Origin of the sequence: Leptotrichia sp. oral taxon 218 (assembly GCF_018128225.1) — a bacterium.
Lineage (GTDB): Bacteria > Fusobacteriota > Fusobacteriia > Fusobacteriales > Leptotrichiaceae > Leptotrichia.
Map to the genome: position 1 here is coordinate 1050797 of NZ_CP072377.1, position 13740 is coordinate 1064536.

Here is a 13740-nt window from a genome sequence, read left to right on the forward strand (position 1 = left end):
TTAATTTAATTAGATGGAGGAAAAATGAAAAAAAATTTTTTACTTTTAGTATTTTTTATAGTTAGTTTAAACGCTTTGGCTTATACAAGAGCTGAAAATATTAAAAATAAACTTTCTAAAATTGGAGTTAATAAAACAATAATTGATAAAACTATCGAGTTAGATTATGAAATAAAAGATGATTTTTCTGAAGATTTTGATGATAAAATGGAAAAATTACAAAATCTTTACGCACAAGATAATAAAAATTTTTATGTTAGCGATTTAATTGCAAGTGGGTACATATTTTCTGATGAAAAAGACTTTAATAAGGCAAAAGAATACTTGGAAAAAGGGGAAAAATATAACGAAAAATTTGATAATTTGCTTAATAAAGTGAATTTGTATACCGTATTTAATAAAGAGAAAGATGAAAAAAGATATAAAAATGAATTAAAGAAAATTTACAATGGAACTCCTGTTATGGATTTACTGGACTTTATCTATTCTGGAATTGAAAATTACAGAGATGAGAAGTTACCAAACAGCTCTGATGATTTGCCATTTGGGTCTTTTTATGATGAAAATACTGGCGAAATTATAAATGGTATTGCTGACGATGACGATGAAAATGACAATCAAAATATGAATTTTGAAGAAAGTCTGGATGAAATCAATAAAACAATTAGAAATTCTTCAAAAGAAACTGATAAAAATGTGGAAAAATTTAGAAGAATTTTAAAATATTTTTCAGATGAAAAAAATAAACAAAAATTTTCTTTGACAGACGATATTTACAGAAATTTGGAACTTATTATGGAAACTAACAACATTGAAAAAATTTCAGCAAATGATGGAATCTTAAAAGCGCTGGATTACTATATAAACAATGTTTCTAATAAAGCGCAAGATAAAGAATTTGAATTTACAAAAGATAGAGAAATGACGCTTTATGCACTGCTATATCTAGCTTCTGCAACAATTAAAGATGAAAAAGTTTATGAAACTTATAGACAAAAATTAAAAGACACAAAAGTTGCAAAACTTTTGAGAGATTCTGAAACAAAAACAAATAAATAAATAAATAATATCTTAAAAAATTAATAATTATAATAATTAATTATTATCTAAAGGAATTAGAATGAAAACAGTAAAAAAAGAAACTATAATCGAATTTGAAGAAAAAAAATCTAAATTTATTGGTTATATTAAGCCTATTACTACAGTTTTGGAAGGTGAAAATTTCATAGAAAAAATAAAAAAAATGCATCCAAATGCCACTCACAATGTTCCTTTGTACCGTGTCATTGAAAATGGACAGGAATATTTTAAATACAACGACGACGGAGAACCTTCAAATACTGCTGGAAAACCTATGGCTGAAATTTTAAATATTTTAGATGTCTACAATGTGGCAATTGTCGCAACGAGATATTTTGGCGGAATAAAATTGGGAGCTGGAGGACTTATCAGAAATTATGCCAAGACAGCTAAACTTGCTGTAAATGAAGCCGAAATTGTGGAATATATACAAAAATCAACATTTATAATAGACTATAATTATGAATATACTTCGGAGATTGAACTTTTTTTGAATAACAAAAAAGATGAATATAAAATTGAAATATTGGAAAAAAACTACTCCGACAGAGTTACTATGAAAATACTAGCAACTTCTGAAATAGAAAATGAATTGAATAATTTTCAAAATATATTAGTGATAAAATTATAAAAAAAATTATAAAAAATTTAAAAATTAAGGAGAAAAGTAAAAAAAATGAAAAAACTAGATGATTTGATAGATGTCTTTGCAAAACTTCCTGGAATTGGAAGAAAAAGTGCACAAAGAATAGCTTTTGATATACTGGAAAAGAGCGAAAATGAAATTGATGAAATGCTAAATACGATTAAAACTTCACATTCTGGAATTAAACACTGTAAAATTTGCGGAAATCTGTCAGAAAACGACATCTGTGAAATTTGTTCAGACGATAAAAGGGATAAAAATGTTATCTGCGTTGTAGAAGGTGTAAGAGATGTGATCGCTTTTGAAAAATCGGACACTTATTTTGGACTTTACCATGTTTTAGGTGGAAAAATTGATCCGCTAAATGGAATAACTATTGAAGATTTGAATTTAAAAAATTTAATTAATAGATTAGATGGTTCTGTCAAGGAAGTTATCTTAGCTCTAAATCCAGATTTGGAAGGGGAAACGACAAATTTATATTTGACTAAAATTTTAAAAGGAAAAAATATAAAAGTCTCAAAAATTGCAAGTGGAATCCCAATTGGCGGAAATATTGAATATACCGATATTTTAACGCTTGGAAAATCGCTGGAAGGTAGAATTGATATAGAATAAAATAAAAAAATAAAAATAAAAACTGTATTTGAATTTATTTATTAATTATTTATATACAGTTTTTTATTTTCAAATTATTTAATAAAATTATTTAATTATTTCAAATTTTTTATATAATTTTTCACAAATTTCTGAATATCAGCCTTGTCAATCACATCTGAAAATCTAATTTTAGAATTTCTAACTTCAGTCAATTTTTCGGGAAATTTCACTCCAGTAATTTCTGAAACTTCATCCAAAATTGCATAAGGTTCTTTTGTGTCGTCAATTCCCAACGCTTTTGCAATTGGAGCTGGGAACTTAAATGGATGAGCAGTTGACATTATCACAGTGTGAATGTCTTTGTCCAAATATTTTTCATCCAGTTTTTCGTAAACTGAATAGGCAACAGCTGTGTGAGGATCCATTAAATAGTGGTAATTTTCATAAATTTCCTTAATTGCACTTACAGTTTCTTCATCGTTTGCAAATTCTCCGTAAAATTCATTTTGAATATTTTTTAGTTCTTTGTCACTTACCGACAATTCTCCACCTGAAAGCAAGTTTTTAATTAATTCACTTACTCTCTTGCTGTCTTCATTTAACGCATAATATAAGTATCTTTCAAAGTTTGATGAAAGAAGAATGTCCATTGATGGCGAATTTGTTGCATAAAAGTCTCTGTTTTTGTTATATGTTCCTGTTTGGAAAAAGTCAGCTAAAACTTTGTTTTTGTTTGAAGCTGAAATAAATTTTTTGATTGGTATTCCAAGTTTTTTTGCAATAAACCCTGCTAAAATATTTCCAAAGTTTCCAGTTGGAACCACTACATTAAATTCTTCCCCAGCTTTAATTGTTCCAGCATTTACTAAATTTACATAAGTTGTCACATAATATATAACTTGCGGGAATAGTCTTCCAATATTTATTGAATTTGCACTTGAAAACATAACATCGTGTTCATTTGCATATTTTTTAAATTCATCGCTTGAAAAAATCACTTTTATAGCGCTTTGAGCATCGTCAAAATTTCCATTAATTGCAACGATTTCTACATTATTTCCAAGCTGTTTTCTCATTTGTTCTTCTTGCATTGGACTAACTCCATTTTTTGGATAAAAAACGACAATGTCAATTCCATCAACATCTTTAAATCCTTCAAGTGCTGCTTTTCCAGTATCTCCAGAAGTTGCTGCCAAAATTAAGATTTTTTTGTCTTCTTTTTGTTTTTCTTTACTCAAAAGCAGTAAATATGGGAAAAGTGATAAAGCCAAATCTTTAAACGCCAATGTTCTTCCGTGAAATAATTCTCCAAAGCTCACTTTATCATTTAATTTGTGAACTGGAACAATGTTTTTGTCGTTAAAAGTTGTGCTGTTGTAGGCATTATTTATAGCAGTTTTTATTTCTTCGTCTGAAAATTCTGTAAAAAATAATTTTATAATTTTTTCTGAAATTTCTTGATAAGATAAGTCTTTTAATTCATCATAAGTCAATTTTACATCTGGCAATTTTTCTGGAATATATAATCCTCCATCTTCACAAAGTCCATGAAGTGCTGCAAAAGTGGAACTTTTCACATTGCTTGGATTAATTTCTCTCGTACTTTTATAGTTCATAACATACCTCTTTTCATTTTCATTTTTTTATATGGAATAATTATACTATTATTTTTTATAATATGCAAGACAAGGGACAAAAAAAAATAAAATTTTAGCTTTTATATAAACGAAAATATGGTATAATTTAAAAAAGAGAATATTTTATTGGAAGGATGTGTTTTATTTGAAAAAAATATTTTTAATTTTACTTCTGCTATTTATGGTTGTGTCATGTGAATTAGAAGATGCCAGAGAAGCTTATAATAAAAAGGAATATCTAAAAAGTATAGAATTAGTTTTTAATTATTTTGAAACAAATCCAAAAAAATTAATAAAATTAAGCCTGAAATAAAAAATGAAATTATGGAAAAGTTTTTGAATATTACAAATCATTATAAAGTGATGACAGGGAGTGGTGATTTGAGCGAAAGACAGAAAGGTTATGAAGAATTGGTTAAAATTTATGCATTATTTGATACTTATAAAAACTCTTCAGCTTTTTCGGATTTTCAGCAAAAATATCCTTTGGATGAATCTTTGAATAATATTGAAAAAATAATTACGCAAAGATTAAAAAATAATAATTATAATTATGAATATTATGGTTATGACTATTTTAAAGATGTGACGAATGATATAAATAATTATTATGAAGATATCTTAAAATTTATTGAATCTATGGAAAAAAATCCCAAAATATCTAATGAAATGGCTTTAAAATATGAACAAATAAGTAAGCAGATAAATAAAAATAAAGCTAATAAATTTATCGAATTTGCTAATACAAGTGAAAATAAAAAAAATTATAGAGAAGCACAGAGATTTTACGAAGAAGCTGATAAACTTTTTGTAATAACTCGCCAAGATGCAAAAAAAGTCTCAATTAAAACAAAGGAATTAAAAGAAAAGGCTGATTTGCAAGCAGCAGAAAACGCATATAGTATAGCTTTATCAATCCTTAAAAATGCTAAAACTAGAAATGACTATAGAAACGCAGTTTGGGGTTTAGAAAGAGCAAATGAACTTGTTCCAAATTATAAAGATTCTGTAAGTTTGATTTCAAAATATAAAGATAAAATTTATGTAAAATACAATATTTTTGGGTGTAGCAATAGCTGGGTTGAAAAATATCTAGATAAAAAATTGGAAAATGTCATTGGTAAGAAAACTTCTGCAAATTCTGCTGAAGTTCAAATAAATTGCAGAGTTACTGATAACTATAATATTTCTACATTTCCTAGCAATATTGAAAATCTGATAGAAATAAGGGAAATTGTAAATAATGCTGGTGAAAAGGTTACAAAAGAGTTTATATTTCAAAAAATTAAAAGTCTAGCAATCGAAAAAATAAGTTTTAACTATGAAATAGAAGTATCAGGTCTTGTAAAACAAAGATATTCAAATAATCTTTCAGAAAAAAATGAAGTACATTCACTCCAATATACAGGAGATATTCCAAAAGAATATAAAGATAAGGATAAAATAGAAAAACCTTTAGGTGAAACCAAAATGAGAAATAAAATTTTAGAAAAATCTAATTTAGAAAAAGAATTAAATCAAATAATTGATGCGATGGATAGGTTATAGTTATGAAAAAGAAAATAAAAAAAATAATTTTAGTTAGCGTATTTTGCTTTTTACCAATTATAGCGAAATCCCAAAGTTTGGAAAATATTTTGGGTATTTCAAAATTGGAAAATTTTTCAAAAATAAAAAATATTGAAGCAGAAAAAATATTGGATTATGATACACAAATTGTACTAAATAATAATCTCGCTTATGAAAAAGAAAATAATAAATTATTTACTGGAGTTGCAGTTCAAAAAATAAAAGATAACATCAAAAATATAAATTTTTATGAAAATGGAAACCTCATTTCTTATTACAAATATTTTCTGGATGGAAATATTGAAGAGGCAAAAGAGATTGACAAAGAAAAGAATCAAGTAATTATCCAAAAATATGATAAAAATAAAAAAACTGCTTCACAAAAAATTTATGAAAATGGATTTTTAAAATCAGAAAATCAATATATCAACGGAATTTTAGCCGCAGAATATAAATCTAGCGGAAAAGAAAACGGGAAATTTATTTACTATAATGGCAACAAAAAAGTTTTATCAGAAATGGAAGTTTTACAAACTAACAAAAAAGGACAAAGTTATCAAATGCCAAAGACTATAAAAATCTTTGGAAAAAACGGGGAAATTGAGAGGGAATACACTTTTGAAAATGGAACTCTTGAAAATCAAACGCAAAAAGTTTATTATCCAAACGGAAATTTGAAATATACTGGAATTGCTAAAAATAACGATATGATAAATATGGAAATAAAAGATTTGTATGAAGAATATAATTCCAACGGAGCGAAAATAATGAGTTGTAAGGAAATCGAAACCGATAAATGGAGCTGCGAATACTATAAAAAAAATGGAGAACTAAAAATCAGAAAACAAATTAAAAAGGATTTTTCTAAAAATTTAGCTACTTCAAAGTATATCTATAATAGTGAGCCTGGAATGAATTTTTTAAAATCTGTGGGAGAAGGAATAGGAAATATATTTTTGATGATTCTAGAAGGAATATAGATGTATTTGAGTTTAAATAATAAAAAAATAAAAAATTTTAATCGAAAGGATCTGTTCTTATGAAAAAAATATTTTTAATTTTATTGCTGTTATTTACCATTGTATCTTGTGAATTAAAAAAAGCACAAGAGGCGTATGATAATAAAGAATATATAAGAAGCATATATCTTACTTTAAGTTATTTTGAGAAACATCCAAACAAAGTTGAAAAAATTAAACCAGATATTAAAAATGAAATTATGGAAAAGTTTTCTAATATTGTAAATTATTATAAAACAGAAGCTGGAAGCAGTAATTTAGAAGAAAGACAAGATGGTTATGAAGGACTTTATAAAATTTATGCACTATTCGATGTTTACTCTCAATCTTCAAATTTTACTGATTTTTTATCAAAATATGATGGCGATGAACTTTTAGGCGAAATTTATAAAATTATAGATGAACGTATAAAAACAGGAGAATTGGAAAGTAAATATTATAGAGATATTATTTCAATACTTGATGAATATTACAGAAATATGATTGGTTATACTAAAGAATTAAGTGAAATTAAAAAAATAGATGAAAATAAAATTTTAAAATATGAATCAATATCAAGAAAAATGTCTCAAGCTGAAGCTGATAAACTCATAGAGTATGCCAATATAAAAGAAAAAGCTGAAAAATACCGTGAAGCACAAAAATTAAACGAAGCAGCACAAGAAACTTATGAACAATATCAGAAAAATTATAAAAATTTGTATATAAAAATTAGAGAACTCAAAAAAAAAGCTGATTATCAAGAAGCAGACAAGCTTTACCAAAGTGCTATACAAACTTCTGGTGCTGTAACTAAACATGGATACAGAGAATCAATAGAAAAATTAAAAAAGGCACAAGAAATTATCCCTAATTTTAGAGATTCAAAAGAGAAAATTTCAGAGTATTCTAAAAAAGCCTACGTAAAATACAACATTTCTGGTTGTGATAATAGCCATGTCCCTGCATATATAAATGGTCATTTATCCAAAGTTGGAGTTTATACAAAATATTCAAGTGAGGCTGAAGTCCAAATAAATTGTAAAGTTACGGATAATTATCAAGTTTCTACATATCCTAGCCAAATAAAAAATTTATCTCAAGTAAAAGAGGTTAAAAATAACGATGGACAAACGGTAAAAAAAGAATTTATATTTCAGGAAAGTAAAACTAAATCAGTTGAAAAACTAGATTTCAGTTATGAAATAGAACTTTCTGGATATGTGAAAAAAAAATATTCAGGTAATGCATATAAACAACACGAAATAAACTCGTTACAATATTTAGGAAATGTGCCGTCTGAGTATTCTGGCAAAGATAAAATTGAAGAACTTTGGGGAGAAAGTGAAATGAGAAGAAAAGTTTATGATAGTGCATCTTTTTTTAAAGATCTTGAAGATATAGTTAAGGAGTTGGAAAAATTATAATTATATATAAAAATAGCGAATTTAAAAAATTTGACAAAAATGGGAAATTAAAATATATAAAAATAGATGGTGCACTTGAAAATAACATATCTTGCTCTTTGAATTAACAAAAAAATATTAATAATATACTTAAAATTTATATTTTAATAAAAGAGCTTTTAGTGAATTTATAGTAAAAAAATTTAAATGTATTTTTTGTTTAATACTTGTATTTTTTTAATTAAAATGTTATTATAATAATCAAGAAGAAATAGATAAATAAAAAATAAAATTTTAAATAAAAAAAGAAAAAAACAAAAAAAAGATGAAAGGGAGATAAAAGATTGAAAACAGCCAAAACTAAATTAAAAGATACACAAAATAAAGAAGTTTCCTTAAAGCAGATGTTAAAAAATGTTGACGATGATTTAAAGCGAGAAGAAATAATACATATGCTTTTAGAACAAAAAGTTTCTAAAGTTATAAAAGAAGAAAAAGATGACAAATTAAAAATTTCAAATAAATTGTCACAATTTATTGGCAGTAAAAAATTTATTCATTTAGTTATTACAGTTGTGGCAATTTGGCTTTTTATAAATTTAATATTTATATTTAATAGACAGTTTGACTCTTATTCTTTTGTAATTTTAAATGCAATTTTGTCTTTTGTTATGCTTTTATTTTGTTCACTTATTATAATTAATCAAAATAAATCTAAAAAACTTAATGAGAAAAAATCTTTGAACGACTATAAAGTAAATCTAAAAAATGAAATTGTAATCGAAGATTTGCACTATAAATTGGATGAATTAATAAAAAAACAAAATGAAATGGCACAAAGAGTATCTCAATTAGAAAACAAAAAAATAAAAAATAAAAATAAAAAAGAAGAAAGAGCATTTAAATTTATAGATATTACAGAAACAGAAAAAGATCACGACAGTTGAGGTGAATATGAACATTTTTGATTTTGAAAAATTTGAAAATAACGAAGAAATCGTAACAATTTTAGAAAAAAATAAAAATATAAAAATTGAAAGAATTGTTTCAGAAAGTCAAACTACCGATTGGCAAAGTTCTGATAAAAATGAATTTGTGATTTTGGTGCAAGGAAATGCTGAAATAACTTATTTTAAAAATTCTGAAATTGTAAAATTATCAAGCGGTGATACGCTTTTAATAAAAAAAAATGAAAAACATAAAGTGAGTTATACAAGTAAAAATCCACATTGTGTGTGGATTTGTATTTTTTATAATTAAAGGGAGATGATTTTTTATGGTAATGATGATAATGTTACTAATATTTTCGCTAGTTGTAGCAATTTTAACAGGAGTTCCATATATAAAAAAGACTGTGGAAGATGGTAAAAAATTAAAAGAATTTGAAGAAAATGGAATGGGGAAAAATGAAGCAAAAGGAAAATTAAGAGACGGGAAGACTTCGACTGATAAAGTTATTTGCTATTTGTTTTATTTTTCTTTTGTAGTTTTTGTCATAAGCGGAGTTTACAATATTTATTCACTTACTCAAAATAACAATATGATGACTGACAATAACACTCAGACTCAATTGCAGCCTACAAATTCAATGCCAGAAGTTTCAACAGGACCAAACGGACAAACTGTGCAAAATCAAAATGGCAACAGTTCTTCTGACACTCAAAATACTCCTGCTACTAGCAAAAACTTAAATAATTCGTCTGAAAACGGAAATGATGAAGCAATACAAAATAATGTAAGAAGAGAGCAAAATAGAATAAATAAAATGTTCGAAGAAAGCGAAAGAAATACAAAAGATTTACTTAGTGCCTTCACTCGAAATGTTCAAAATAAGGATGCTGAAGAAGGTATAAAAAATGGTGAAAAAGCACTTAAAAATGTTAAAAAATCAAATGAAATGTTTAAAAATGCTCAATGCGTTCAAACAGGTGATGCAAACTTTGACAAAGAATGTCCAAAACTATTGGAACAAGGAAAAGAATTATACTCTTCAAAACAAGTAACAGTTGAAAAAGCGTTAGAAATGCTAAAAAGTATTGAAAAAGGAATAAAAGAAGTTCAATCTAGCCAAATTGGACAAGATGTAATGAAAAAAGGTGAAGAAATATGGGACAGTATTATGAAAAATGTTAACGGAAATAATCAATAATTAACAAATTATATATTTTTCATAAAAATAAAAAATAAGGGAAATTTAAAAATATAAATTAAGTTTCCCTTTTTTTATTAGTTAAGTATTTAATAACAAAAAATTGTTTTATTTAAAATTACATATTAAAATATTTACAAAACGGCTGTGAAAATACGATAGCACTTACAGACGCTTCAGGATACATCATAAATTCATCAGTAAGTTTTATTCCATAAATTTCAGGTTTTAATAATTTAAACAATTTTTTCTGGTCGCTTAAATCTGGACACGCTGGATATCCAAATGAATAACGGTTACCTTGATAATTCGCTTTTAATATATCTTCTGTTTGCAATTCTTTGTCAATAATTCCCACATCTTTTCTCATAATTTGATGAATATACTCAGAAGTCGCTTCTGCAAGTTCCAGTCCTATCGAATTTACTAAATGTCCTTTATAAAATTCACCTTTTGCTTTTAATTCGTTAGACACAATTCTTGACTTCTCTCCAGCTGTTGCAACAAAAAATCCTACATAATCTATTCCATCAGGATTTACATAATCGTTTAATGACAAATATTGACCGTATTTCTGTCTTGGAAAATTAAATGTTTCGATAACTTTACTCAAATCATCGGATAAAATTTCCAACGAAAATTCGTTTTTTTCTTTACCATATTTTCTTCGAACAGGAAAATATTTGTAAATTGCCGTTATATCAAAATATTCATCGCCATGTTCAATAATCTCTTTAATTTCATTATACATTTTTACTGTACGGGGATCTTGTTTTTCAAGCATTTTTCCAACAATCCATTTAAGACCCAGATGTTTTCCAATAAGCATTTGCAAATTGATAAACGGAAATACATCTTTTGCCTTTATATTTGTAATAATTTGCTTGTTCAAAGTTTCAGGCTTATAAATTTTCTCAAAATTATATTTTGGAATTTCAATTTTAGAATAGTCAAAAGTTCCGTCTTTATCTTTAATATCGCTGACTGTTTGTTTTACTTTTAATTTTTGCAGTTCTTTTTCATCTTTTATTAAAAGTAAATCTCTTCGTTTTTGCAAATATTCCCTAAATTCTTCAAATTTCTTTTCGTCAATCATTTTATTTAAATCAGAAAGTGCTGTCATCGCATCTTTTGAATAAATTACAATGTTATTCTCATAAGCTGGTTCAATTTTATTAACTGTGAATTTTTCTGTAAGAGCAGCTCCTCCAACGAAAATCGGTATAGAAATTCCCGCTTCTCTCAACACAGCAACAGTATTCACCATTTCAGCCGCAGATTTTACTAAAAGTCCTGAAAGTCCTAAAAAATTAGCTTTTTCTTTTACTACAGCATCTCGAATTTTTTCCGCAGGAGTATTAATTCCCAAATCAATTACTTCGTAGCCATTGTTTCCAATAATTATTCCAACCAAATTTTTCCCGATGTCGTGAACATCACCTTTTACAGTTGCCATAATTATTTTACCTTTCACAGAAGACTCGTCTTTTTCCATAAACTGCTCTAAATGTGCGACACTAGCTTTCATAACTTCCGCACTTTGCAAAACTTCTGCAACGATTAAGTCATTTTTGTTAAAAAGTCTTCCAACTTCGTCCATTCCAGTCATCAAAGGCCCATTTATTATTTCAATTGGAGTATATTTTTTTAAAAGTTCATCCAATAAAATAGTCAAATCCTTTTTACTTCCTTCAACAACCAAATTTGCGACTTTTTCTTCCACCGTCAAGTTACTTACATCAACTTTTTTCTTAGTCGCTTTTTTATCTCTATAGAAATTTGCAAATTTTGAAACATTTTCATCATTTGTATGAAACAAAATATTTTCTGACAGCTCTTTTTCTTCATCTGAAATTTCATCCATCGGAATAATTTTTTCAGTATTTACAATCGCAAAATCAAGCCCAGCTTCATAGGCTTTATTCATATAATAAGTATTTAACACTTCTCTTCCCGCAATCGGCAATCCAAATGAAATGTTACTCACTCCCAAAATTGTTTTAACATTAGGCATTTCTTTTTTTATTTCTCGAATAGCTTCAATTGTCGCACTTGCAGAACCAATATATTTCTGGTCTCCTGTCGCAACCGGGAAAACAAGCGTATCAAAAATTATATCTCTTTCATCAATTCCATATTTTTTTGTAAGCAGCTCATAACTTCGTCTTGCCACCTTAATTTTCTTCTCAAGCGAAACAGCCATTCCTTCTTCGTCAATAAGCCCCACAACAACCGCAGCCCCAAATTCTTTGATAACCTCAGCCATTTTCTTAAATTTTTCTTCCCCGTCTTCCAAGTTTATCGAATTAATAATTCCTTTTCCCTGAAGATAAGTCAGTCCTTTTTCAACGACATTTATATCAGTCGAGTCAAGCATTATCGGCACTTTTGCAAATTTTGAAACCTTTTCCAAAAACGCTTTCATATCAGCAACTTCATCTCTATCTGGATTTGCAAGACAGACATCAATCACATCGGCGTCCCCTTTAATTTGAAGTCTTGCAACTTCAGTCGCTTCATCAAATTTTTCCTGTGCAATAAGATTTTTGAAAATTCTTGAACCAATTACATTTGTTCGCTCCCCTACATAAATCGGTCTATCTTTAGGTGTTTCAAGCGAAATTAGCCCAGATAAATTATTAAAATTTTTATCTTTATCAATATTTCTAGGTTCATAATTCACAGTTTTCTCTTTAATTTTTTTGATATAATCCGGCGTAGTTCCACAGCATCCGCCCACAATGTTCAAATATTTATTTTTGAAAAAAGGTTCTAATTTATTTGCCAAAGTTACTGGAGTTTCTTCATATTCTCCATCTTCATTTGGAAGCCCTGCGTTTGGATAAACGGAAATGTAAGTATTTGAAATATCATTTAATGTTTTTAAAAACTGAGTCATAAATTCAGGTCCAGTCGCACAGTTTAATCCGACAGAAAATGGATGCATATGATTTACAGCGTAATAAAAAGCATCCGCAGTTTGCCCGGCAAGTGTCGTTCCTGTGCTTTCAATCGTAAATGACAACATAAGCGGCACGGTATAATTCTCTTCCATAGCCTTTTTAAGCCCTAAATATGCAGCTTTTAAGTTTCTTGTATCTTGAATTGTCTCAAATAGGATTAAATCCACTCCTCCAGCTAGAAGCCCTGAAACAGCTGTATAATATGTATGGACAAGTTCATCAAAAGTGACTCCTCCAGTAACACTAATTGACTTATTAGATGGTCCTAAAGCTCCTGCAACATAAAGATGCCTAGTATCATCAGGATTTTCACTTCTGTACTCTAAAATTGTTTCATTTACAAGCTCTGCCGCTCTTTTGCACATTTCAAAAGCCCTGTCTTCCAAATCATAATCTTTTAGAACAATGTCCAAAGCTCCAAAACTATTTGTTTCGATGATGTCACTTCCAGATTTCAAATATTCTTTATGAATATTTTTAATAATTTCAGGTTTTGTCAACACAAGATAGTCGTTACACCCTTCATATTTTTCACCGCCAAAATCATCCGCAGTCAAATTCTGCTTTTGAATCATTGTCCCCATCGCTCCATCTAGCAGCAAAATTCTATTTTTTAAATCATTTTGTAAAAAATCATATGAATTTTTATATTGTGATGTTGCCATTAAATCACTCCTTTTATTTATTTTATT

The 13740-nt window shown here is 27.3% G+C and carries 12 protein-coding genes; 10 read left to right on the forward strand and 2 right to left on the reverse strand.

The genetic code is table 11. The features are described 5' to 3' along the window. Window positions 1-24: 24 nt before the first annotated feature. The 3 genes from J5A73_RS04910 (at window position 25) to recR (ending at window position 2344) form a co-directional block, all read left to right on the forward strand. On the forward strand, window positions 25-1059 hold the full coding sequence (locus J5A73_RS04910) for a hypothetical protein (RefSeq protein WP_211617149.1): 1035 nt from the start codon (window positions 25-27) through the stop codon (window positions 1057-1059). A 61-nt stretch (window positions 1060-1120) separates the two neighbouring features. Continuing rightward, window positions 1121-1711 carry a YigZ family protein gene (locus J5A73_RS04915; protein ID WP_211617151.1) on the forward strand — a complete coding sequence of 197 codons (591 nt, stop codon included), beginning with the start codon at window positions 1121-1123 and terminating at the stop codon, window positions 1709-1711. Window positions 1712-1756: 45 nt separating this feature from the next. After that, entirely contained in the window at window positions 1757-2344 is a 588-nt protein-coding gene (recR, locus tag J5A73_RS04920; RefSeq protein ID WP_094080560.1) for a recombination mediator RecR, read from the forward strand. A 95-nt stretch (window positions 2345-2439) separates the two neighbouring features. On the opposite strand, the gene thrC is transcribed toward recR, so the two are convergent. Further along, on the reverse strand, window positions 2440-3942 hold the full coding sequence (gene thrC, locus J5A73_RS04925; protein ID WP_211617153.1) for a threonine synthase: 1503 nt from the start codon (window positions 3940-3942) through the stop codon (window positions 2440-2442). Between the two features lie 166 nt (window positions 3943-4108). On the opposite strand from thrC, the gene J5A73_RS10440 reads away from it, so the two are divergent. The 7 genes from J5A73_RS10440 to J5A73_RS04955 all read left to right on the forward strand — a co-directional run bounded on the left by J5A73_RS10440 (window position 4109) and on the right by J5A73_RS04955 (window position 10085). Further along, the gene (locus J5A73_RS10440) at window positions 4109-4276 is read left to right on the forward strand and encodes a hypothetical protein (protein ID WP_249069421.1); all 168 of its coding nucleotides are present in this window, start codon (window positions 4109-4111) and stop codon (window positions 4274-4276) included. An 11-nt stretch (window positions 4277-4287) separates the two neighbouring features. Continuing rightward, window positions 4288-5511: a hypothetical protein gene (locus J5A73_RS04930; RefSeq protein WP_249069423.1), complete on the forward strand. Its 1224-nt coding sequence runs from the start codon at window positions 4288-4290 to the stop codon at window positions 5509-5511. 2 nt (window positions 5512-5513) lie between these two features. After that, window positions 5514-6512 carry a hypothetical protein gene (locus J5A73_RS04935; protein WP_211617155.1) on the forward strand — a complete coding sequence of 333 codons (999 nt, stop codon included), beginning with the start codon at window positions 5514-5516 and terminating at the stop codon, window positions 6510-6512. Between the two features lie 59 nt (window positions 6513-6571). Then, entirely contained in the window at window positions 6572-7957 is a 1386-nt protein-coding gene (locus tag J5A73_RS04940) for a hypothetical protein (protein WP_211617157.1), read from the forward strand. A 323-nt stretch (window positions 7958-8280) separates the two neighbouring features. Next, window positions 8281-8883: a DUF1003 domain-containing protein gene (locus J5A73_RS04945; RefSeq protein WP_249069429.1), complete on the forward strand. Its 603-nt coding sequence runs from the start codon at window positions 8281-8283 to the stop codon at window positions 8881-8883. A gap of 7 nt (window positions 8884-8890) precedes the next feature. Then, a complete protein-coding gene (locus J5A73_RS04950) occupies window positions 8891-9196 on the forward strand; it encodes a cupin domain-containing protein (RefSeq protein WP_211617160.1) in 306 nt (101 codons plus the stop codon). A gap of 16 nt (window positions 9197-9212) precedes the next feature. Next, on the forward strand, window positions 9213-10085 hold the full coding sequence (locus J5A73_RS04955; protein WP_249069430.1) for a hypothetical protein: 873 nt from the start codon (window positions 9213-9215) through the stop codon (window positions 10083-10085). 118 nt (window positions 10086-10203) lie between these two features. Here J5A73_RS04955 and metH read toward each other — a convergent pair whose 3' ends face one another. Beyond that, the gene (metH, locus tag J5A73_RS04960; RefSeq protein WP_211617162.1) at window positions 10204-13713 is read right to left on the reverse strand and encodes a methionine synthase; all 3510 of its coding nucleotides are present in this window, start codon (window positions 13711-13713) and stop codon (window positions 10204-10206) included. Window positions 13714-13740 lie beyond the last annotated feature (27 nt).